The sequence below is a fragment of the Paenibacillus whitsoniae genome, from assembly GCF_003955665.1.
Classification (GTDB): Bacteria; Bacillota; Bacilli; order Paenibacillales; family NBRC-103111; genus Paenibacillus_E; species Paenibacillus_E whitsoniae.
The window spans coordinates 103,477-124,037 of the sequence record NZ_RXHU01000024.1; the positions used below are offsets into that span (position 1 = coordinate 103,477).

Sequence of the window (20,561 nt, forward strand, 5' to 3'; positions counted from 1 at the left end):
GCTCCTCCTGTTCTTTCTAGTACGTCACGCTTGCAAGGGAATCCGCACCTGAAACGTGCTGCCCGCGCCCTCCTCGCTGTTCACCCGAATCGTCCCCCGGCCCAGCTCCACAATCTGCTTCGCAATCGCGAGACCAAGGCCATGACCGCCGCTTTGACGTGATCTTGCTTTATCTTGACGGTAAAAGCGGTCAAAAATACGCGGCAGCGCCTCCGCCGCGATGCCAATGCCGTTGTCCTGCACCTCAATCGTCAGAACGCGGCCGCCTTTCTCCGGCACGACCGCCAGCCGCACGACGACCCGGCCGCCCTCGGGCGTGTACTTGATCGCATTCTCCAGCAGCAGAACGAGCAGCTGGGTCATTTTCTCGCGATCCCAGTCGATCACGAGCTCGCTCGGCGTGTCCAGCTCCACCACGAGCGACTTCGCCTGCGCCATAGGGCGCAGCTTCTCGACCACGCCGAGCGCTGCCGCCGTTGCGTCGAAACGTGCGAACGCCAGCCGATCATCGCCGGAGTCCGAGCGGGCAAGCTGCAGCAGCTCGCCGGTCAGCTTCGTCATCGCGCGCGCCTCCGCCTTCATCCCATCCAGCACCTTCCGCTCGAATGGGTCGCGGTCCTCCAGCTCCAACGCCTCCATCGAGGTCGTCAGCACGCTTAGCGGTGTGCGCAGCTCATGCGAGGCGTCCGCGACGAACTCGCGCTGCCGTTGGTAGGCATGAGCCACCGGAACGATTGCCTTGCGCGACATGTAGTGGCTTAGCCATAAGGCTAGCGCGAAGAACGCTAGCGCCAGGCCGACCAGCACCGCCAGCAAGTAGCGGAACAGATTGTGCTGAAACGTCACCTCTTTCCCTACATACAGCTTGCCGATACGCTTCCCCTGCCACTGCAAGTCCCGATCTACGACCAGAAAGTTCGCGCTGCCGCCAACAGCGGTGTCTCTCGCGTTCGGATCATCGAACGTTTGCAGCGTTACCTTCTCCATCGACTTCCCGTGAAAATGCCCCTGCCCGATCAGCGCCATCACCTGCGCGCGCAGCTCCGACTGCGTCTCGTCGCCGAGCTGCACATTGCCGCTCTCCGCGATCAAATAGTAGAACGACTGATCGGCGCTGATCGAGAATTTGTCCTCAATCTCGCGCGGCGGCAGCCGGTTCGGGTTGCTGTCCTGATTCGCCCAGGCCTGGAGGATCCGGATCTCGCTGTCCGCCAGCTTCGTCAGGCGGGCGCGCTGATCGTTCCAGATGAGCAGATACAGCAGCGCATAGACAATGATCACAAACAGCGTAAGGAATACGATCAGCACCCCGCTGTACTGCAGCGTCAGCTTGCGCTGCATGCGGTCGAACACGTTGGGTACGCTCGCGTTAGGCATCGATTTTATATCCTACCCCTCTCACGCTCTGAATCAGATCCTGCGCCCCGGAGAATGCCAGCTTCTTGCGAATCAGCTTCACGATCGCGTCAATGGTTTTCAGGTTGACGTCGGCGTCCAGTCCCCAGATACGATCCAGGATCAGCTCGCGCGACAGCGTGCGGCCGCGGTTCTGAACCAGCAGGTCGAGAATCTGGAACTCCCGCGGTGACAGCTGCATTTCCCGGCCGCCCTGCATGACCTGCTGATTCGTTCGCTGCAATTCCAGATGGCCGATCGTGACGATATCATCCTGCAGCGGCGCAAAATTACGGCGCATCAGCGCCCGCAGCCGAGCCAGCAGCTCGTCCATCTCAAACGGCTTGATCACGTAGTCATCCGCCCCCGCGTCCAGCCCCTCTACCCGATCCTGCAGCGCATCCTTGGCCGTCAGCATCACGATCGCGCCGCGATAGCCCGCTTTGCGCAGCTTGAGGCACGTCTCCCGGCCGTCGCCGTCCGGCATCATCCAATCCAGCACGACAACGTCGTAGCTGGAAGCAGTCGCGTAGTCGAAGGCGCTGCTCCCCGTCGTCACCCAGTCGACGTCGCCGCCCGTTTTTCGTTTCAGCATGTGGGCCGTCAGTTCACCAAGCCGCAGGTCGTCCTCGGCCAGCAATATTTTCATGGGCAAACCCTCCCTTTTCGGTTGCTACCTCTCCGATCCTGATCCTCCATACCTGTCACCAGCATCCGCCTTCAGTCTTTATGAAATCAGTATAGGCGATATCGCGCACGCTTTCACCGTATTTTCACCAAACGCAGGTACGATGTTCTCAAGAAACGAACCACCACTCCCCCAAGGAAGGATGATATCTATGAAAAAAATGCTCATCACCGGCCTTCTGGCCACTGTCGTTGCTGGAGGCACGCTGCTAACCGTGCTGCCGAACAAGGAGGCCTCGGCTGCCCCAGCCGCAGCGGAGGCTACGCAACCGCCGCCGCCAAAGGCCAAGCCGCCGGGGGATCGCCCGAGCCCCGCCGGGCAAGCAGCGGGGGCCGGCAGCGACTGCCCGGCCGCAGGCGCGCAGCCCCCGGGGCAAGCGCCCGCGCAAGGCGCACCGCGTCCGCCGGCAAACGCGCCCGCTCCGGGTGCGCCGGCGGACCACGCGCCGCAGCAAGCGGGCAGCGCTGATACCGTGAGCGCGACCGTGGTCGGCGCGTACACGGTCACGATCGCCGGCGGGTTCGACACCGACCCGCGTGACCATGGCCGCCCGATCGCAGTGATCGCCGCCGCGCTCGGCGTGCCGGACGAGGTGTTCCGCGAAGCCTTCAGCGGCGTCACCCCTGCCGGGCTGGACCGCGGGCCGACTGCCGAGGAGGCGCAGCGGAACAAAGCAGCCTTGCTGCGCGTTCTCGCGCCGTACGGCATCACCAACGACCGCCTGGACGAAGTGTCGAACTTCTATCGCTACAACGGCAGGGACGGCGCCCTCTGGCAGCATACGCTGGCGACTGCAACCCCGATCGTCACCGATGGCAAAGTCACCGGCGCCACGATCACGAACCCCGGTTCGGGCTATACCAGCGCGCCGACCGTGACGATAACCGGTCCGGACGGTACCGTGACGGCGAAGGCGAGCGTGGCTTATACGCAAGATTTTACAACGAATGGCAGCTTAACTACGATTGCATTGAAGTAAATCCGTAATACGGCCAAGAGCCCTCAGTCATGAGACGCCCCTGCAAGTTAGACACGCGCTAACGGGGAAGCGTTCATGGTGAGGGCTTTTACTTCTGTGAACGGGTCTAGGTCTACGCCTTGCGTACCGGCGTCTGGGGGCGATCCACCGCTTCAGTTGAGGTCTCTTCTCCATGCAAGCGGCTCATATGTTCAACATGCCCCTCTCCCCAATCATTCAACGTTTGCAAGACTGGATGGAGACTGTGACCGTAAGCCGTTATCGAGTATTCGACTTTCGGCGGCACCTGGCTGTACACCTCGCGGTGGACAATGTCGTTATGCTCCAGCTCTTTAAGCTGCTGGGCCAGCATTTTCTTATTAATGTCCGGAATCGCCTTCTGGATCTCGCTGAATCGCATTGTGCCATTCGCAAACAGCCTCAGCAAGATCACCGGCTTCCACTTCCCCGTCAGAATCTCCAGCGCTTTCTCGAATTTACAAATGGTCGGCATCGCGTCCGTCCTTTCTCCTGCCAAGGTAACTTTTTGTAGACCAGGTAAAGATAAAGTGCCTACTTCCTGTATGAATCGCTTTGCTCTATTATGCATCTAGGAAGGGTCAACCAACAATACCGACAAGGGGCGAATCTCACACATGCATATCACCATTTGGATCGTACAAGGAATTTTGGCACTGGGCTTTGTTTACTCTGGATGGATGAAGGCGTTTCGAGCTGATCAAGCGCAGCAGTCCTGGTCGTGGGTCAAAGATGTGCCGCGAGGCCCCGTCGGCTTCATCGGCATCCTGGAGCTCCTCGGCGCGGTAGGACTTATTGTGCCGCAAGCGGCAGGCATTACCCCCTGGTTGACGCCGGTTGCTGCCCTAGCATTGGCTGTCGTGGTACTGCTCGGCGCTCTCTTTCATATTGTGCGAAAAGAGTATAAGGACATCGGCGTCAATCTCGTGTTCCTGGCACTGGCCGTTGTGGTGATGATCGGCCGTTTTTGAGTAAAAGAAGCTTTAGCTGCTGCAAACGGCTGAGGCTTTTTTTATTTTGACCGTCTTTCGATCTGCCCTACCTCCCAGAAAAATTGACAAAGAAAAAGGAAAATCTTGTCGATTAGAGAATTAAGTAAAGAAACGAAATTAGACATTCGTGCGTAATATTTACTATACTCATCTGGTTATAAAGCACTACGAAAGGAGCTGTTCACGTGGCTATCATTGATCTTGTCAAATACAACGGACCTCCACTCGCTCTGGCCTGGAAGTATCCCAACGAGGAGCTTTCGACATGGACTCAGTTGATTGTGAACGAGTCGCAGGAGGCGCTTTTTGTCAAAGGCGGTCAAGCGCTTGATCTGTTCGGACCAGGACGCCACACGCTGTCGTCGCAAAACATTCCTTTATTATCCTCCATCATCAACCTGCCTTTCGGCGGCAAATCTCCGTACACAGCGGAAATATGGTTTGTGAACAAGGCACATACCCTTGACATCAAATGGGGAACACCATCGCCGATTCAGCTGCAGGATCCGAAGTATCAACTGCCGGTGTCGGTACGCGCTTTCGGTCAATTCGGTGTGCAAATCGAGAATACCCGCAAATTTCTGGTCAAAATCAACGGAACGCTCCCGGTCTTCGATCAGGCCACCCTGGTCAAGCACTTTAGCGGCGTGCTGCTTATGAACGTGAACAAGCTGATTTCCGGCTATTTGGTACATAACAAAATCAGCATTCTGGACATTAACGCTTATGTTGAAGACATTTCCAAACATATGGAGCAATCGATCGGCCCCGTGTTCGAGGAGTATGGCATCCGGCTCGCCAATTTCAATGTCGTCTCGATCAATATTCCGGACAACGACAACGTGACACAGCGTCTTAAAGATGCCTTGGCTAAACGCGCGGAAATGGATATTCTCGGCTTCACCTACCAGCAGGAACGGACGTTTAATACGCTGGAAGGCGCAGCATCCAAGAATGGCGTGGGCTCGTCCATTATGGACGCAGGTCTCGGGGCTGCTATGGGCATCGGCATCGGCGGCCCGATCGGCCAGAATCTGGCGCAGCTTACCAATCAGCTCACCGTGCAGGATGAGACGCGGGCGTGCCCGAAGTGTCAGGCCGCCAATAAAGCGGACGCTCGATTCTGCTACAGTTGCGGCAGTTCGCTTCAATCCGGTGCGCCTATCGCAGAGAAAGTGGCCTGCGACAATTGCGGAAAGCCGGTTGATCCGAACTCCAAGTTCTGCTCGCATTGCGGAGATGCCGTCCGTCCTTGCCCAACGTGTAAAGCCGATAATCCCCAGCATGCACGTGCCTGCGTCAAATGTGGAGCCGCCCTGTCCATGCCTTGTCCACAATGTGGACATGTCTTGGCGCCGGGAGCCAAGTTCTGCCCGGAATGCGGCGTGCATGTGGGTTTACCGCAGTGTGAACAATGTAAGACGGACGTACAGCCAGGACAAAAGTTTTGCCTAGAGTGCGGAAATAAACTGTCCTAAAAGGAGGAAGTGCCATGAACTCGTTCGGGTCTTCCCGTAACGCTTCAATTGTTTTCATTTTAGCTGTTCTTGTTACGATTCTGTTGTTTATGGTTTTCCGGCAGGATACGACGCCATGGGGCCACTGGCTTGTTTCCCTAGTCGCCATGATCCTGATGGAGTTGACCGCTTTCGGCTACGTCGTGACGGCCACACGCAACAGCCGCAAATTCCAGCAGACGGTACCCGCCTACCTCGGTATTAGCGTTGTGATTATTGCGTACGGTGTCGTCGTCCTAGTGGACATCCTGCTGTTCTGGCTGGTCATCGGAGTTGCTCTTTCCACCTATCTCTATCTTCACCTCATCACCGCCGCTCTAGCTGGGATCGGCATCGCCATCATGTCGTCAGCGAAGAACGTCATTCAGGAGCAAGATGACAGCACCAAGTCGCAAACACTGCTCATGAAGCAGCTCCAGTCGTCGATCTTCGCGATCAAGCAGGACTTGTCCGCCCTCGAGCGCACGGATCTGACAGACATTCATCGAATCGTCGCCGAACTAGAGGAGAATGTGAAGTTCAGCGATCCTGTCGGACATCCGTCCCTGGTGCATTTGGAGGAAGACCTGCTGTGGCAGGCCGGCGAGCTGCATAAATGCGTACGGGAGTTGCTCCGTGACCAGGACAATCCCTCGTCGCCTACGATGACCCGGCGCTTGGTGCGCGACATTGTGAATGCGCTAAACAATCGCAATCAGAAGCTGCAACTGCTCAAATAAAGGGGGGACCTGCGTGGCAACCGACAACAAGCCGTCGATCCATGGCGGTATTATCATTGCGACTTTGATTATCTTTTTTCCTATTTCGATCATCCTGATGATTATCCGGTCTGCTAAGCATCGAAACATAACCCATCTTAGGATTATGGATAAGCAGTTTTACGGAGGGCTGCTGTTAAGTCTGTTTCTGTTTATGTTCCTTATGATGTTTGTTCAGTCAACCACCAACTACGATAGGTTCATTAGCATAATAGGTACTGGTCTAATTTTCCTGCTCCCCAGCCTCCTCAACTTCCGCAGAGCCTCCATTCTTAAAAAAGATTTGGAGAACCGAATGGAGCAGTATCACTTCATGATCTATGAGCAAGAGGTTTCCCTGATCGCCCACATGGCGCAAGTGGTCAATCAGAACGTAGAGACCGTCACCAACGAGTTGACCCACATGGCTGCGTTGGGCCGTCTGCCTGACGCTTACGTGCATTTGCCGACAGGCCAAGTGATTCTGACCAACAGACAGAAGCCAGCAGCCTCTTTCTCGGCAACGAACAACCTTACCGTTAACCTCGCCGCCGATCTTCTCGGACTTGCCGCCACACTTGAGAGCACGCAAGAGCAGCCCAAGGAACCGCCGCCGCCGCCCAAAACGATCGAATGTTTCGGCTGCGGCTCCAAGACGCAGCTGCAGTATGGCGAACAGAAAACGTGCGAATACTGCGGATCTGTGCTGCACTATACCTAAGACGAATGCCCCGGTTATAGGAACCGGGGCACTTATGTGTTCTGTTGCTTCTGACGTTACTAATTATTTTCGGATACCGGTGAAATCTGACTGAGCAGCATCCGAACGTCCTCTTGATCAAAGAAGCCGTCCGCATTCACATCCAGATGCCAATCGGGATTCAGGATGATGCCGGCGATATCATCCACACCAATCCGGTCGTTTTGCGTGATGTCGAGACTTTTAAAAGTAATCATCGGTCTAAATAGGATCTCCGCGTTCAAGTACTGCGTGCTCGTTCTGAAAGCCCCGCTTTGCACGGCTATTGAGGCCGACGTTGCATGGAGCAGGACCGGTGATGAGAACAAAAGTCGAATCGTTCTGCCGCTGGCATCGCTTGGATCATAGGCCGCTTCTGAAGCCGTGACGACCGCGCCATTCACAATGAGCTGGAAACGGCTGGCTTCCATCGCATGCATACCGTCCAGCTCGGAGGATACGCGCAGCGTAATCGCATCGCCAGCCGCATTACCGAAGGCCGATAGGACCGAGACCTCTGTTGTCGCATGTTCCAATGCCTGCATAGCCGCTTCCGCTGCGAACAGTTTACTGCTGTTTGTAACCAGGCTTTGCTGGACGGACGTGAGATTGTCGTAGGCAGCACGTGCTGCTTCGACCTTTGTTTTGTCCGATAACGTTAGGGCCGTTGCCGACGGCAGCAAATCAATGGTCTCCATGACCGCCGCTGCGGCAAGCTCGTCATTCGATTTGATCATATGAACAATGATCGTCTGCGTTGCCGTATCTCCTCGTTTGTCGATGGCCGTCACTTCGACTTCATAGCTGTTGTTCGCATCCGTATCGCTCGGGTTCTCGTAGTCCTGCGGCTCCTGGAAGACCAGCGCCCCAGTCACGGCGTCGATGCTGAACTTCGCTTGATCGCTCCCGCCCGAGATGGCAAACGTGATGAATTCCCCTTCCGGATCCTCGGCCGTGATCGTCTTCACTGCTGTTGTGTTCTCTTCAATATCGAGATTCACGGTGGCCGCCCCGCCATGTGACGTAATCACCGGCGGCAGATTGGGAGGCGGCGGCACATCCAGCATAATCGATTCGGTGATCGGGTCGCTTTCGTTGCCGACAGCATCTTTTACCTTGGCATAGATCGTCTTCATACCGTTGCCGTCAGGCAGCGTGAACGCTTTTGTCTCACAATAAGCCTCCCAATCCGTCCACGTTACACCGTCCTCCGAGAATTGCATCTCCATCGCACCGCTGCCGTCATCAAAAAGCCCTAGCGTCACTTCACGGGAGTCCGTAACCTGCGCCCCGCCATTGATCATCAAGGCGGCTCCTGGCGGTGTGGTATCCAAGTTAATCGTCAGGGAGATGGCTGCCCCTTCGTTGCCATAATCATCTCGAAATTGCAGATGAACCGTCTTCTCGCCATCCCCGTCCGAAAGTGCGTACAGTCGGGTCGACGAATATGGTTCCCAATCAGACCAGACCGTCTCAGGAGGAGAATAGAACCTCATCCCGGCGGCGCCGGTTCCTCCGTCGCTGAAGGATAATGTGACAACCGCATCTTTTGTCCATAGCGCACCGTTATTGATCGTTGCGGTCACGGTCGGCGGCGTATGATCGATATTCGTAATACCGAGCACCGTTTCAGACGGATTGCCGGCCTCGTCCGTGGCATACGCCGAGATCGTCCGATTCGATGTCAGCACGAAAGGTCCCGTGTACTCAGCAATGTTATCGCCCCACAGCTGATACCTTTTGACCACCGTATCACCCGAGTAGCTGATGGTTACCGTTACTTCTTGTGCACGATCCGTTGTGGACGGCGTAATCACGGGAGCTGCGGGCGCAATGCGATCGAGCACAATCGTCTGCGAGGCAGGTGCTGTCTCATTGCCCGCTTCATCCCGGAACTTGGCGTAGATCGTGTAGGACCCATCCTCATCTGGCAAGCTGTATGTCGTCGGTCCTACCGGCTGCGAACTTCCCCAGGCTACTCCATCAAGGGACAGGTACACCTCTCCGCTAACGGTGACATCATCTAGGTACGTGAATTCAAGCGAAACCGCTCTATTGTTCGTAGCGTGAGCCCCATTGTTCGCCGTAAACGTTGCTACTGGCGGGGTCGTATCTACGAAGCTGCCTCCCGTGGAGCCTAACTCCAATCCTACCGTCGACAGGCCTGCGGCGACACTCTCCACAATATCCGTAATCGTGCCGCCATTGAGTGAGAGTGCGTTGCCGTTCAACAAATTAAGGCCGAGAATGCTCAGACCAAATGAGGGCGTGTATCGAAACACCAGCGTATTCGAATGATCGCCAGATACATAGTACGCGGTTCCCCCGTTATTTAACGCAACTGTAGGTGTTCCCGTAACCGCGACTTCCGCGTCAAAGGTGACGTAAATGTTGATCGGAACGCCCAGCGAGAACAAGCCATGCGCTGAAGTTGTGACAGAGACTATTTGCGGAGAACCTTGCGCTGAAGCAAGCGCTGGAACTGCAAGAGACAGACCCAGCAGCCCGAATGCGATTATTAATAAGCGATGCAGATAAGACAGCACAATCATTCCCCCCTGAAAATAAGCCGAAAGCAAACATTTAATATCTGAATTATACCATATATCAAGGGGTGTATAGGACTTTTGTCTCATTAAAAAGCGGGATTTGTCGATTTTCTCAAAAAAAGAACAGCTGCCTTTAAGCAGCTGCTCCTTATTCCTTTTACGACGACTTTCTTAATATTCGCCTTTGATCACAAAAAACGAGCCTCGAATCGTTCCAGCCAATGCAGACTTCTGCCTAGCAAACTTAAACTTCCCTTCCAGCTCCTGCGGTACCTCCATCCCCTCTGAAAGCTTGAAGCCCACGGCCCGCTTCTTAGGGTCATCCACGGTGTACATGACATTGATCGAAAGACCATCCTCATAGAATACGTAGGCAAATTTGATGTTTTCCACTTGAAAACGCGATGTTTCCAAAGGTTTGGCCGCAAAGGCAATATCACGTTCTTTCAAAACGCGGTTCACATAATCAAGGGTTTCCTGACTTTCACTAGCCGGTACAACCGTAAATTCATGCTTGTATTTGTTCATAAAATAACGGGCTTCATTGGCACGTAAACCGGCAAGCGCTTCTGCTACAGGCGAGGATTCTAAACCGACCGTGGACACTTTTTTAAAATCTACGATATAGGACATTGCCAATCCCTCTTTTCATTGTAGTACGAGCTTAGACCTACTTTACCATAAATATACACCATAAAAAAATTGCCCGTTACACCCTAAACTCGCCTTATTATCGTGAACCGGCGTACCACATTCGCTATATTTATGAGCGATACTACGGCAAGCCATATGATCAGAGATGGCATGGTGGTCCAAAGTCCAAACCAGGGCACTACCCGCCCGGCACCAATCCATGCAGCTAATGACGGCAAAAACAAGAGAATAGCAACCGGAATTATTCTTCCAACCGTTGAGAGAATCCATTTTCCCGTCGTGATGCTGCCCTTGTTTGTCCCTAGACGAATAAATCTATAGATGCCCCAGATTAACGTGACGATGGTCAAGAAACCCATGGCGATTTCCAGATTTCTGCCGTTCAGGTTAGAGGCGCCGGGGTCTTGGCCGTGCATAATGCTTGCTATCCCGTCAATAAATGCCGAATAGTCAACAAATGCGTTTAAACCTGAATTAAACAACATCGTAATCCCCAACTGCTGATCCAAATAGATCGTCTCTTCCGACTTATACGTCCAGAAAATTCCGCTATGGGAAATCGTGCGGCCCTCTTGTTCATCATTGCCGGCAAGCCAGCCCATGCCATACGGGCTCATCTGCCCGGCTTGATGGTATTGTTCCAGCAGTTCCGGGGAAAGCAGACGACCGCTATATTGGGCAAGCATCCATTTCGCCATATCTTCGGCCGTAGAGACGATACCGGCGGGACCATTAATAAACCAAGATGGTTCCGCTTGACGGATAGAGCGCCCAAACAGAAGATAATGTCCCTGCGGAATAGCGGAATCATCCTTGAATTGCTGTGTAGAACTGACATTGTAGGTTTGATTCATGCCTAAAGGCTTAAATACTCGACTTGCCAGGTAATCGGCGAAATTCTGACCGCTGACATGCTCCACCAGCAGAGCCAAATATTCATAATTCGGATTGTGATAGCTATAAGCAGTTCCGGGATCATGAGCAAGCTTAACCGTATTCAGCGATTGATTAATTTCTTGCAATGATTGGTATTGAGGGGATCTTGTCATGTCTGGATTCACGTTATCATTTAGACCGCTGGTCTGATTGAGTAAGTTTCGGATCGTCACATGGCGAACACGTTCGTCTTTAGCCGACAAATCGGGAAAATAGGACGCGTATGGCGCGTCAAGATCGATTAATCCTTGCTCCGCTAGCTGCAGAACGGCCAACGCCGTAAACGACTTGCTTAGAGAAGCAATGGGGAAGGGGGTACTGCCGTTTATCACGCGGCCATCGGACTGGGCTCCGAAACCTTGCGCATAGAAAACCTCATCATTCTTGGCGATCGCAAGCGCCGCGCCCTTGATATGATTGGCTTTCATCGTCTTTGTTACGTAATCGTCAAGCTTCTGCTGAATGTCAGCTTTGTTTTGGATTTCAACGCCCAAAGCGAATGTGGGCTCAGCCATAAAGGCGATCAGCGGCAACAACAAGCAGCCCAAGCTCAACCCTATTTTTTTAAGTATGGTGAACATGTTCAGCACTCCTCATCTTTTGATAAGGAAATACTAAGCGATAATTATCAACGATTTATCAACCCCGTCAAAAAACTTGCGGTTACCTGCCCGCCGCCGCCGGGAACGTTGTCGATGTCCAGACTCCCCTCATGCTTCTCGCACAGGATTTTGCAAATATAGAGTCCGAGTCCACGATGTTCGTTTGCATGCGATACCTCCCCGCGATAAAAAGGCAGCATCGCCTTGCGGAGCCCCACCTTCGAGAAGCCAGGGCCATCCTCCGTAACCGTGATTGAAAGATAACCCTTGTCAATACAATACTTAATATTCACATGGTTGGCAGCAAAGCGCGCCGCGTTGGCCGTTATGTTCTCAAAGACTTGCAGCACCAAATGGCTATCGACGGCTATTCTGTTCGAATCTGCGGTAATCGACGTGTTGAAAGATTTACCGGATTGCCGGATGATTTGGCGTGCGCTCTCGTTCAGTAAGGCCATGAGCTGTTCCGTTTCCATCATGCTGCTGCGAACCGGGATGTCCTCTAGCTTCTGAATGGAACTCATCGCTTCCGTATAGTGTTCAAGACGCACGATATGTACGTTCATTGTCTGAATTACGTCCAGGAGCTTTTCCTGCGTGATCTTGTTTTGGGGGAGAAAGGTGGTCAGAAACTCGAAATTTCCTTTCAGAACAGACAGAGGGGTTCTCAAGTCATGCGCAAAAATAGCATTCAGTTGTTTGCGTTCCTCAACCGATCGCCATAATGTTTTATAGTTCATCTCCAACTGCGCGCGCATAATTTCAAATACACGGCATAACTCGCCCAGTTCATCCTTACTTTCATACGAAATCCGAAATCCCAAGTCGTTCGAGGAGATTTTTTCGGAAGCCTTCATCAAGATATCCAGCGGTTTTCTTAGCTTCCAACGATAAAAAAGGCTGGCCATAAGGACGATCCCGACGGCAACGGTTAAGAGGACCAACGCGACAAGTGAAGGTAGAATCCAGCCGTTTACGGTTGAATCTCCGTCATAATGCTGGCGTAGGCTCTCGGCCCCTTGGAACTCCACTACAATAACGGATAAAACCCCGATTAGCGTAAGACTGCATAAAAAGATGAAAGACTGGAGCAAGCTCATTCGCTCTAGTCTTAACCAGGTCATGATTTGCGCCATCTGTAACCTACCCCCCAGACCGTCTCAATCCTGTCTTCACAGCCATGCTCTTTCAATTTGTAACGAATTCGCCTGACGTGCTCTACGATGACGGCACTATCTCCCTCATCATCCATTCCCCATATTTTCTCGAAAATGCGTTCTTTATCGAACACCATCCCAGGATGTGTAGACAACAGCTCAACAATATCGAATTCTTTTTTGGCCAAGGGGATTCGTTCGCCGCGGAAGTACAGTGCACGAGCTGAAAAATCAATCGCCAACTCTTCGGAAAACTTGATCGACGTTTTATGCTGGCTCCGTATTTCCCGGCGCAAATGAGCCTCTACCCTGGCTCCTAATTCATGAATGCTAAACGGTTTTTGAATATAATCGTCCCCGCCCGCCCGAAAACCCGAGATTTTATCCGCGTCCTCCACACGGGCGGTTAGAAACAAAATTGGGCAGGAGATAAAGCTCCTGATTTTCGCGCATAATTCAAGACCATCCATCTCCGGCATGTTGATGTCAAGCAAAATGAGGTCCGGATGCTTTTCGACTTGCCGCAGCGCCTCATGACCGTTTTTTGCCGTCATGACGACATAGCCCTGCAATTCAAAGAAATCGGCAAGCAGCTTGCGGAGATCAAGCTCGTCGTCTACGATCAGAATCTTAGCCTTAGGCTCCCATGGCTTCTCCATTGAATTGTTCCCCCTTGCAACCGTCCCACCCCGAAGGCGCGCGGTAAAAAATTTTGCTCGTGAATAATCGGAAACTAAACAAAAAAGGGCATCCAATCGGGATGCCCCTGCTGCTGTTTCCCTAAGAGAAAGCTATCTCAAGCCGAGCGCGTTTCGTTCATATCCGTATTATAATCCGGACGGAGGTGTTGAAACAAATACTATCTTCTGTTCTTGGTTAGTTTCAAAGTTCTCTTTCTTTTCTCCGACTAGACATAAACATCGCGGGAATAAATGAAATAGCCGCAAACCCGACCGACCACCAAAAAGCAACTTGATACGCATGGGCTAATGCGGTTAGGCTCGCTGCCGTACCCCTTGCCACTTGTTGTCCGATGACGGTCGCCAAGACAGCTGAGCCGAAGGCGCCTCCGATTGTCTGGAAGATCCGCGTCGAGATGCTGGCATGCGGAATCTGTTCCTTCCTTAATCCTTCATACGCGGACACCATAATCGGAATCAGGATACCATTTAACGCCGCCCCCCGCACAAGCTGCGCTGCACTCAACCAGAAATAATTCGTATCCGTCCCCGCAAAGGCAAATGGAATGCTCGCTGCCAGCGTCACGACCAGACTGACGAGCACAATACTTCGAGCGCCCATCCGGTCCGCCAAGCCCCCGATCCAATTGCGTGTTATCAACATCCCTACCCCTTGAGGGATCAAAAGAAGACCGGTCATCAGCACGCTCTCGCCGCGGACCTGCTCGTAATAAAGCGGGAGCAGCAGAAGCGCTCCATTCATCACCATGCCCGAAAGGAACAAAGTGACGTTCGACGCCATGAAATGCCGGGAGCGGAATAAATGCAAATCCAGCAGCGGCGTTTGGCTCGTACGCAAAGCATACATGATATACGCGGCTAACAGGACAATTCCGGCTGTCAGCGGCACGAGCACTCCCGCCGAAAAGAGTCCGCCTTGCGAGCCGATCTTCGAGATGCCATAAATCAGAACTGCGAACGCAGGAGACAATAGAAGGAGACCGATCGTATCAAGTCTCGGTTTGCTTTGGGAAGGTTCGTCCCTCGGAATGTGCTTCCAAGACAGCCAGAGGGCGACCAGCATAATCGGAATATTCACATAAAAGATCCAGCGCCAACTCATGTTATCCATGATCAGACCGCCGATGACCGGGCCGAGAATCGGCCCGAGCAGCGCCGGAATACTAATGATCGCAACTAACCTTCCGAGATTTCGCCCGCCAGCGGATTGAACAAGGACATTTTGCATCGTCGGGATGAGCAATCCCGCGCCGACGCCCTGAATCAACCGGAAGCCGATCAGGCTGCCCGTGTCCCACGCGAGGGAACAGAGAACGGAAGATATCAGAAAAACCCATAGGGAGAAGATATATACGTTCTTTCCGCCAAACCGCTGAATGGCCCAACCCGAAACCGGGACGGCCAGCCCCATCGTCAGGACATAACCCGTAATTACCCATTGAATGGCCGACACCGTGCTGTGCAAGTCTGATGCGAGCGTATTGATTGCCACATTGACCATTGTTGAATCCAACTGAGACGCGATAGCGCCGAAAACAAGAATAAGTGCGACTTTCAAAACGTTGGGATCGATTTTTTCTTTGGGAAGCTTGATTGCCTCCGCTTGGCTTTTCGCCATGGTACTCCACCTCTCCATTCATTAGGTACGGTACGTACCGTACCTTATTTGAATACAATCATATTACCTTTCTCGTGAAAATGCAATATACTATTTACATGACGGAATGGACCAACGGAAATAAATCGCGGGAGAAGGAACCGATATGACGGAACAATCGCACAATCGCAAGCAGCATAGCGAGGAACAACAACAAACGAGCGGATCGCGAAGACGTGGCGACGTGCTGGAAAATGCGATCCTTTCCGCCGCGTGGGAAGAATTGGCCGAGACCGGCTATTCCCGGCTGACGATGGAGGCTGTCGCCGGAAGGGCGAAGACCAATAAGACCGCCGTCTATCGACGGTGGCCCAATAAGGCGAAATTGATCGTCGCCGCTCTGATGAAGCATGCACCCAAGCCATCCTTCGAAGCCCCCGATACGGGCAGCCTGAGAGAAGACGTGCTTACTTTTCTGGCTGGCTTCATTAAACCGATGCAAATGATCGGCGCTGAAACCATCCACGGTCTAATGGTAGAATTCCATGGGGACGAGCTTCATGCCAACATGACACTGCCGCCGAGATCCGAAGATCCACTCTCCAAGGCTATGATGAACATCTTGCGCAACGCCGAGCGGCGCGGCGAGGTGAAGCTCGCCGAACTGGCGGAACGCGTCATTACCCTTCCCATTGACTTGGTACGGCTTGAGCTGCTCACGACGCACACGCCGCTGACCGATGAAGCGGTTATCGAGATCGTGGACGTTATCTTCCTGCCTCTCGTGCAGAAGCTAAACACTGACAGTTGAACGAAGACGGCTTGGCAGCGATACTCCCGGAGCTCGGCTGATCCTTCATGCTGTGAATGCATGAATGCGCGGAAAATGAAAAAAGACGCCCATCGGACGCCCTTCTTGCCGTGCATGAATGTGTTTGGTGTACTAGGTGATGCTTCTATGGTTTTATTTCAGCATTTGATACACTTGCTCGACATCCTTATCCCCGCGGCCGGACAGATTAACGATGATAATCTGATCTTGCCCCATTGTCGGCGCCAGCTTTTTCGCGTAGGCAACTGCGTGTGCGCTCTCTAGAGCAGGAATAATCCCCTCTGTGCGAGACAGCTCCTGAAAAGCTTCCAGCACTTCCTCATTGGTGACCGTTGCATATTCGGCCCGGCCTGACACCTTCAGGTGGCTGTGCTCTGGCCCGATGCCCGGATAGTCGAGTCCCGCGGCAATCGAATATGTTTTCTTCGGCTGCCCATCCTCGTCCAGCAGCACCAAACATTTGAAGCCATGGATAATGCTCGGAACACCTTGGGTTAAAGAAGGCGCCTGGTCCGGTTCAACGCCGATCAATCGGACGGTCGGCTCGTCAATGTAGTGGGCGAAGGCACCAATCGCATTGCTGCCACCACCAGCGCAGGCCACGACCGCATCTGGCAAACGGCCTTCCTTTTCAACAATTTGCCGCTTCGATTCTTCGCTAATAATGGCTTGGAAGTGCTTGACCATTGTCGGAAACGGATGCGGACCAACAGCAGAACCGAGCAGATAGAACGTATTCTGGTAGTTCTGAACGAGATCGCCCAGCGCCTCATCTACCGCGTCCTTGAGACGGCCTTGGCCCTTGTTGACCGGTACCACCTTCGCGCCGAGCAACTCCATCCGAAACACGTTAAGCGCCTGCCGCCGCGTATCTTCAGCCCCCATATAGATGACGCATTCCATATTAAACATCGCGCAAGCCGTTGCGGTAGCAACACCATGCTGTCCGGCACCGGTCTCCGCGATAATCCGCTTAGCCCCCATCCGCTTTGCAAGCAGAATCTGGCCAATCGCATTGTTGATCTTATGCGCCCCTGTATGATTCAAATCCTCGCGTTTTAAATATATTTTGGGCCCTCCCCAAGCTTTGGTCAGCCGCTCTGCATACGTCAGCGGATTCTCGCGGCCAACATATTCGCTTAGGTAATAGCGAAGCTCTTCCTTAAACGCTGGATCATCCCTAAACTTGTAAAATTGCTCACTCAAATAATGCAACACTTCCTGCAATTCCGGCGGGACGAAGCTGCCGCCAAACTCTCCAAAGTACCCCTCTTGCTGCAATGGTTGATCCATAAGTAAGCGCCTCCAATAATTAAAATAAGAAACGGTGCTCCACTTATCATCTTACCATAAATTCCCGCAAGCGTAAGGCTTTCAAATCTTCAACGAAAAACCTTTGCAAATTCGGTCGCCTTCTTACAGCAAGGGGGTGCGTCATTTTCCGCAAACTGCTTGGCGGCTTAGAAATCGCCGAATCGACGCATCTGTACTTAATCCAATGGCGCGGCTATAAGCCGATTGGGCTTCTTCTTGGCGTTGCATCCGCTTGTACAAATGACCGGCAAGCGCCCAATAGGGCTGATAGCTCACTACCTCTGCAGATGGAATCGCTTCTAGACATGCAAGGCCGCGTTCCGATCCATAAGCTTCCGCCACTGCGGCGGCGCGACCGACTAAGCCGCCCAGCGTGGGGTACATCCGCGTGAGGCCCTCGTATAGCTGCGCAATCCCCTCCCACTCCGTACGCCCTGTCCATAATCGCTGTGCATGCACCGATTGGATCGCGGCCATGAGTTGAAAACGGCCCATCCCTTTGGCTTGTGAGGCGATATGTAAATGACGTTCAGCCTCCAAAATCAAACGTTGTTCCCACCGTGCACAATCCTGCTCAGAGAGGGGAATATAGTTCATCATGCCGAGCCCCGCGTCGCGCTTCACAGTGCAGCATGAGCGCCAACAGACCGTTCACCTCTGGTTCGCGAGGGGTGAATTGGTGAAGCAGCCTTCCCAGATAGATCGCTTCCTCCGCCAAGCTCCTGCGGGGCGAATCGGCCATCGCGGCCTCGTCCCACCCGCTCCCGTAAGCCGCATAAATGGCCTCCAGGACGGAATCAAGCCGATCCGGGATCTCCTCAGCATCGGGCATTTCAAAAGTGATGCGTTCAGCACGAATTTTTGCTTTTACCCGAGTAAGACGTTGGCCCATGGTGGACGGCTTAACGATGAAGGCGGACGCGATTCGAGCGGCATCGATGCCAAGCACCGTCTGCAGCATCAGCGGAGTACGCATCGCAGGATCAATGGCCGGATGCGTACAAAGCAACATCATCCGCAATCGTTCATCCGGAAAAGCAGCGCTTGAGGAAGCCAGACGCTCCGTATCCTCGGACATGGCAATGAGTGTTGGCAGCGCACTTTCGGAAACACGGGTACGGCGTGCACGATCGATCAGGCGCCTGCGGGCGGCAGTAAGCAGCCAGGCTTCAGGCTTATCCGGAATGCCTGTCTTGGGCCACGCTTCTAGCGCAGCGAGAAAAGCGTCCCCAATGGCATCCTCGACCGCCTGTAAATCGCGCCAATGCACAGCCAAATAGGAGAGCAGCCGGCCGTAAGCATCGCGAGCTGTCTGTTCAATAAGTTGATGGGCTTCCATATTACTTCAACGCAGGAATGTTCTGTCTGACTTCTACCGTATCGACAGGACCTCTCGCAGCCCACTCCAGCGCCGTCTCTAGGTCAGGAACATCAAGCACGAAGATTCCGCCAAGCTGCTCTTTCGTCTCCGGGAACGGTCCGTCCTGGACAACCATCTCACCGCCGCGCCGCTTCATCGTTGCAGCTGTCTCAGGAGCATGGAGACCCGACCCGAACACGACTATGCCCGACTCCCGCAAAGCATGTACGTAGTGCGTCCAGCCTGCCAAATAATGTTGCTGCCTTGCTGGATCCATTCTTGCCGCAAAGTCCTCCTGGCTCTCATAGAACATCAACGTATAACTCATACAAAAACTCCTCTCGCAAAAACATAGTGGATTTGGGTTTCGATATAATGTCGTATGGGAAGTTCGGATTTCTACATTGTAAAAAAAACTTTTTTTGTCAACGACTATCGCCTCGCAAGCTGCCGTAGAAGTCGGTTCATGTCCTTAATCTCGTGACCAAGCCCGGAGAAAAAGGCCCTGTCCTCCGTTTCTACAGCCTTAACGGCCTGCGAAGCAGCCGCGTCTCCCGCCTTCGTGACGGAAATAATGTTCGCTCTGGAATCCGTCGGATGAGGCCGACGCTCGATGTAGCCTTTCTTCTCCAGTGTCCTCAGCACCTGCGATGTGACATTAACGTCCATCTGCGCATGCTGGGCTAATTGAACCTGAGTAATTCCCGTGTGATCGTTGTGTTCATTGAGCCACTTGCAAGAGAAAAGGAGCACGAATTGCGGATGGGTCAATTCAAATGGTTCCAATGCATTCCGTATCGCCTTTTGCCATAGGTTCGTGACCTGCCACAGCATAAATCCGGGACTTTCCTCTGCTTCATTGAATTCCGAGCTCATATGCCTTTCCCTCCGCATTGTTCAACATGGCATCCGCTATGACACGAAAGTCTTGCTCCGAGATCTCAAAGTGGCCGAACCGAAACCGGTAGCCCCAATTTTTCTCGCCGCGCGTGAAGCTAAGTTGACCCAGCAGCGAGCTGATCTTCGTTTCTTTACAGTCAGTATAGCGAATATTACGGCGAAATGGTATGAACGAATCGGACATGTGGTATTCATATACGCTATCATCCTGTACCTGCCCTATCGCTGTAAAGGCCTGCAGGGGATCCCCGTTCCTCATATCAGTGCGAGGCGAGTAATAAATCAGCCAATCCCCGGCTTTCATTCGTTTAAGGGGAGCTGCCTTCCCATGACAAAGCTGAGCGAACCCACCCTCTACGCCTCTGGACACATGAGAAGCGGAGACGACACCAATCCAATATCGGCGGGATTGTTCTGACTGTTCATTCACCTTGGCCACGCTCCTTCTCCAGTGCCAGAGCAGCAAGGCTCTCCATCGTAAGGGGGATGCCTTCTACCATGTGAGCCCCGAATTTGGGCCCTAACTGCTCTGCGTTCGGTCCCGTGATCGTTACTTTGTGGGTAATCTTCGTCTTACCATCCGACGCCACCAAAAGGTGCGTAAAATGGACCTGAATGCCCGCAGCCGGAATATCGGTTATGTCCGAGAATCCATGCAAGGGGCTGACTTCTGTTAGCTCAAAAGGAAGAGGCTCTTGGCCCTCCGGCTGCAGGAATCCCCTCGTACCCTGGACGAACGCCCCCTCCAGCGAGGCACCCACGATCCCTTTATCCCATGTTGTCCAAGTCGTAATATCACTATATAGCCCCCAAATTGTCTCCGCCTTAGCCTTCGTCGTAAGGGTATGCTCAAATTGCCACATCTCGATCTCTCCTCATTTAGTATTTACACAT

23 protein-coding genes are annotated in these 20,561 nt (G+C 53.3%); 6 read left to right on the forward strand and 17 right to left on the reverse strand.

The features are described 5' to 3' along the window. Positions 1-24: 24 nt before the first annotated feature. From EJQ19_RS09820 to EJQ19_RS09830, 3 genes are all read right to left on the reverse strand, one after another. Positions 25-1,377: a sensor histidine kinase gene (locus tag EJQ19_RS09820; protein WP_126141029.1), complete on the reverse strand. Its 1,353-nt coding sequence runs from the start codon at positions 1,375-1,377 to the stop codon at positions 25-27. Continuing rightward, positions 1,370-2,044 carry a response regulator transcription factor gene (locus tag EJQ19_RS09825; RefSeq protein ID WP_126141030.1) on the reverse strand — a complete coding sequence of 225 codons (675 nt, stop codon included), beginning with the start codon at positions 2,042-2,044 and terminating at the stop codon, positions 1,370-1,372. Before EJQ19_RS09825 ends, EJQ19_RS09820 begins: the two co-directional genes overlap by 8 nt. A 78-nt stretch (positions 2,045-2,122) precedes the next feature. Next, positions 2,123-2,791: a hypothetical protein gene (locus EJQ19_RS09830; protein ID WP_126141031.1), complete on the reverse strand. Its 669-nt coding sequence runs from the start codon at positions 2,789-2,791 to the stop codon at positions 2,123-2,125. Between EJQ19_RS09830 and EJQ19_RS09835 the strand changes: the two genes are divergently transcribed. Next, entirely contained in the window at positions 2,763-3,062 is a 300-nt protein-coding gene (locus EJQ19_RS09835; RefSeq protein WP_126141032.1) for a hypothetical protein, read from the forward strand. The genes EJQ19_RS09830 and EJQ19_RS09835 overlap by 29 nt on opposite strands. Before the next feature lie 112 nt (positions 3,063-3,174). On the opposite strand, the gene EJQ19_RS09840 is transcribed toward EJQ19_RS09835, so the two are convergent. Continuing rightward, positions 3,175-3,555, reverse strand: a complete 381-nt coding sequence (locus EJQ19_RS09840) for a winged helix-turn-helix transcriptional regulator (protein WP_126141033.1) — start codon at positions 3,553-3,555, stop codon at positions 3,175-3,177. Positions 3,556-3,697: 142 nt separating this feature from the next. Here EJQ19_RS09840 and EJQ19_RS09845 point away from each other — a divergent pair, with 142 nt between their 5' ends. The 4 genes from EJQ19_RS09845 (at position 3,698) to EJQ19_RS09860 (ending at position 7,047) form a co-directional block, all read left to right on the forward strand. After that, the gene (locus EJQ19_RS09845; protein ID WP_126141034.1) at positions 3,698-4,051 is read left to right on the forward strand and encodes a DoxX family protein; all 354 of its coding nucleotides are present in this window, start codon (positions 3,698-3,700) and stop codon (positions 4,049-4,051) included. 206 nt (positions 4,052-4,257) lie between these two features. After that, complete coding sequence (locus tag EJQ19_RS09850; RefSeq protein ID WP_126141035.1) at positions 4,258-5,550, forward strand: SPFH domain-containing protein; 1,293 nt, start codon at positions 4,258-4,260, stop codon at positions 5,548-5,550. A 14-nt stretch (positions 5,551-5,564) separates the two neighbouring features. Continuing rightward, positions 5,565-6,308, forward strand: coding sequence for a hypothetical protein (locus EJQ19_RS09855; protein ID WP_126141036.1), 744 nt, complete (start codon positions 5,565-5,567; stop codon positions 6,306-6,308). A gap of 13 nt (positions 6,309-6,321) precedes the next feature. Continuing rightward, positions 6,322-7,047 carry a hypothetical protein gene (locus EJQ19_RS09860; protein ID WP_126141037.1) on the forward strand — a complete coding sequence of 242 codons (726 nt, stop codon included), beginning with the start codon at positions 6,322-6,324 and terminating at the stop codon, positions 7,045-7,047. 59 nt (positions 7,048-7,106) lie between these two features. Here EJQ19_RS09860 and EJQ19_RS09865 read toward each other — a convergent pair whose 3' ends face one another. The 6 genes from EJQ19_RS09865 to EJQ19_RS09890 all read right to left on the reverse strand — a co-directional run bounded on the left by EJQ19_RS09865 (position 7,107) and on the right by EJQ19_RS09890 (position 15,282). Then, positions 7,107-9,611 (reverse strand): cadherin domain-containing protein, encoded by a 2,505-nt coding sequence (locus tag EJQ19_RS09865; protein ID WP_126141038.1) that lies wholly within the window; start codon positions 9,609-9,611, stop codon positions 7,107-7,109. Positions 9,612-9,785: 174 nt separating this feature from the next. Next, positions 9,786-10,247 (reverse strand): phage tail protein, encoded by a 462-nt coding sequence (locus EJQ19_RS09870; RefSeq protein WP_126141039.1) that lies wholly within the window; start codon positions 10,245-10,247, stop codon positions 9,786-9,788. Between the two features lie 83 nt (positions 10,248-10,330). After that, the gene (locus EJQ19_RS09875) at positions 10,331-11,785 is read right to left on the reverse strand and encodes a serine hydrolase domain-containing protein (protein WP_126141040.1); all 1,455 of its coding nucleotides are present in this window, start codon (positions 11,783-11,785) and stop codon (positions 10,331-10,333) included. Between the two features lie 47 nt (positions 11,786-11,832). Continuing rightward, positions 11,833-12,942, reverse strand: a complete 1,110-nt coding sequence (locus EJQ19_RS09880) for a HAMP domain-containing sensor histidine kinase (protein WP_126141041.1) — start codon at positions 12,940-12,942, stop codon at positions 11,833-11,835. Further along, complete coding sequence (locus EJQ19_RS09885; protein ID WP_126141042.1) at positions 12,927-13,622, reverse strand: response regulator transcription factor; 696 nt, start codon at positions 13,620-13,622, stop codon at positions 12,927-12,929. Before EJQ19_RS09885 ends, EJQ19_RS09880 begins: the two co-directional genes overlap by 16 nt. Before the next feature lie 223 nt (positions 13,623-13,845). After that, positions 13,846-15,282 (reverse strand): MDR family MFS transporter, encoded by a 1,437-nt coding sequence (locus EJQ19_RS09890; protein WP_126141043.1) that lies wholly within the window; start codon positions 15,280-15,282, stop codon positions 13,846-13,848. A gap of 145 nt (positions 15,283-15,427) precedes the next feature. Between EJQ19_RS09890 and EJQ19_RS09895 the strand changes: the two genes are divergently transcribed. Next, positions 15,428-16,072, forward strand: a complete 645-nt coding sequence (locus tag EJQ19_RS09895) for a TetR/AcrR family transcriptional regulator (protein WP_126141044.1) — start codon at positions 15,428-15,430, stop codon at positions 16,070-16,072. A gap of 153 nt (positions 16,073-16,225) precedes the next feature. Here EJQ19_RS09895 and trpB read toward each other — a convergent pair whose 3' ends face one another. The 7 genes from trpB to EJQ19_RS09930 form a co-directional block, all read right to left on the reverse strand. After that, positions 16,226-17,386 (reverse strand): tryptophan synthase subunit beta, encoded by a 1,161-nt coding sequence (gene trpB, locus EJQ19_RS09900; RefSeq protein WP_126141045.1) that lies wholly within the window; start codon positions 17,384-17,386, stop codon positions 16,226-16,228. A gap of 141 nt (positions 17,387-17,527) precedes the next feature. Next, positions 17,528-18,007, reverse strand: coding sequence for an RNA polymerase sigma factor (locus tag EJQ19_RS32485; RefSeq protein ID WP_241242820.1), 480 nt, complete (start codon positions 18,005-18,007; stop codon positions 17,528-17,530). Further along, positions 17,982-18,746, reverse strand: coding sequence for an RNA polymerase sigma factor (locus EJQ19_RS32490; RefSeq protein WP_241242821.1), 765 nt, complete (start codon positions 18,744-18,746; stop codon positions 17,982-17,984). The genes EJQ19_RS32485 and EJQ19_RS32490 overlap by 26 nt, the downstream gene beginning before the upstream one ends. A gap of 1 nt (position 18,747) precedes the next feature. Next, positions 18,748-19,095, reverse strand: coding sequence for a YciI family protein (locus EJQ19_RS09915; RefSeq protein ID WP_126141046.1), 348 nt, complete (start codon positions 19,093-19,095; stop codon positions 18,748-18,750). A gap of 104 nt (positions 19,096-19,199) precedes the next feature. Further along, positions 19,200-19,643 carry a MarR family winged helix-turn-helix transcriptional regulator gene (locus tag EJQ19_RS09920; RefSeq protein WP_206438394.1) on the reverse strand — a complete coding sequence of 148 codons (444 nt, stop codon included), beginning with the start codon at positions 19,641-19,643 and terminating at the stop codon, positions 19,200-19,202. Further along, positions 19,624-20,097 carry an EVE domain-containing protein gene (locus EJQ19_RS09925; RefSeq protein ID WP_126141048.1) on the reverse strand — a complete coding sequence of 158 codons (474 nt, stop codon included), beginning with the start codon at positions 20,095-20,097 and terminating at the stop codon, positions 19,624-19,626. Before EJQ19_RS09925 ends, EJQ19_RS09920 begins: the two co-directional genes overlap by 20 nt. Next, positions 20,090-20,530, reverse strand: coding sequence for an SRPBCC family protein (locus EJQ19_RS09930; RefSeq protein WP_164716435.1), 441 nt, complete (start codon positions 20,528-20,530; stop codon positions 20,090-20,092). Before EJQ19_RS09930 ends, EJQ19_RS09925 begins: the two co-directional genes overlap by 8 nt. Positions 20,531-20,561 lie beyond the last annotated feature (31 nt).

Bases quoted from the DNA above. Each gene is read 5' to 3' on its own strand.
- EJQ19_RS09820 (WP_126141029.1), bottom strand. From the start codon at position 1,377: ATGCCTAACGCGAGCGTACCCAACGTGTTCGACCGCATGCAGCGCAAG.
- EJQ19_RS09825 (WP_126141030.1), bottom strand. From the start codon at position 2,044: ATGAAAATATTGCTGGCCGAGGACGACCTGCGGCTTGGTGAACTGACG.
- EJQ19_RS09830 (WP_126141031.1), bottom strand. From the start codon at position 2,791: ATGCCGTACGGCGCGAGAACGCGCAGCAAGGCTGCTTTGTTCCGCTGC.
- EJQ19_RS09840 (WP_126141033.1), bottom strand. From the start codon at position 3,555: ATGCCGACCATTTGTAAATTCGAGAAAGCGCTGGAGATTCTGACGGGG.
- EJQ19_RS09845 (WP_126141034.1), top strand. From the start codon at position 3,698: ATGCATATCACCATTTGGATCGTACAAGGAATTTTGGCACTGGGCTTT.
- EJQ19_RS09855 (WP_126141036.1), top strand. From the start codon at position 5,565: ATGAACTCGTTCGGGTCTTCCCGTAACGCTTCAATTGTTTTCATTTTA.
- EJQ19_RS09870 (WP_126141039.1), bottom strand. From the start codon at position 10,247: ATGTCCTATATCGTAGATTTTAAAAAAGTGTCCACGGTCGGTTTAGAA.
- EJQ19_RS09875 (WP_126141040.1), bottom strand. From the start codon at position 11,785: ATGTTCACCATACTTAAAAAAATAGGGTTGAGCTTGGGCTGCTTGTTG.
- EJQ19_RS09880 (WP_126141041.1), bottom strand. From the start codon at position 12,942: ATGGCGCAAATCATGACCTGGTTAAGACTAGAGCGAATGAGCTTGCTC.
- EJQ19_RS09885 (WP_126141042.1), bottom strand. From the start codon at position 13,622: ATGGAGAAGCCATGGGAGCCTAAGGCTAAGATTCTGATCGTAGACGAC.
- EJQ19_RS09890 (WP_126141043.1), bottom strand. From the start codon at position 15,282: ATGGCGAAAAGCCAAGCGGAGGCAATCAAGCTTCCCAAAGAAAAAATC.
- EJQ19_RS09895 (WP_126141044.1), top strand. From the start codon at position 15,428: ATGACGGAACAATCGCACAATCGCAAGCAGCATAGCGAGGAACAACAA.
- trpB (WP_126141045.1), bottom strand. From the start codon at position 17,386: ATGGATCAACCATTGCAGCAAGAGGGGTACTTTGGAGAGTTTGGCGGC.
- EJQ19_RS32485 (WP_241242820.1), bottom strand. From the start codon at position 18,007: ATGATGAACTATATTCCCCTCTCTGAGCAGGATTGTGCACGGTGGGAA.
- EJQ19_RS32490 (WP_241242821.1), bottom strand. From the start codon at position 18,746: ATGGAAGCCCATCAACTTATTGAACAGACAGCTCGCGATGCTTACGGC.
- EJQ19_RS09915 (WP_126141046.1), bottom strand. From the start codon at position 19,095: ATGAGTTATACGTTGATGTTCTATGAGAGCCAGGAGGACTTTGCGGCA.
- EJQ19_RS09920 (WP_206438394.1), bottom strand. From the start codon at position 19,643: ATGAGCTCGGAATTCAATGAAGCAGAGGAAAGTCCCGGATTTATGCTG.
- EJQ19_RS09930 (WP_164716435.1), bottom strand. From the start codon at position 20,530: ATGTGGCAATTTGAGCATACCCTTACGACGAAGGCTAAGGCGGAGACA.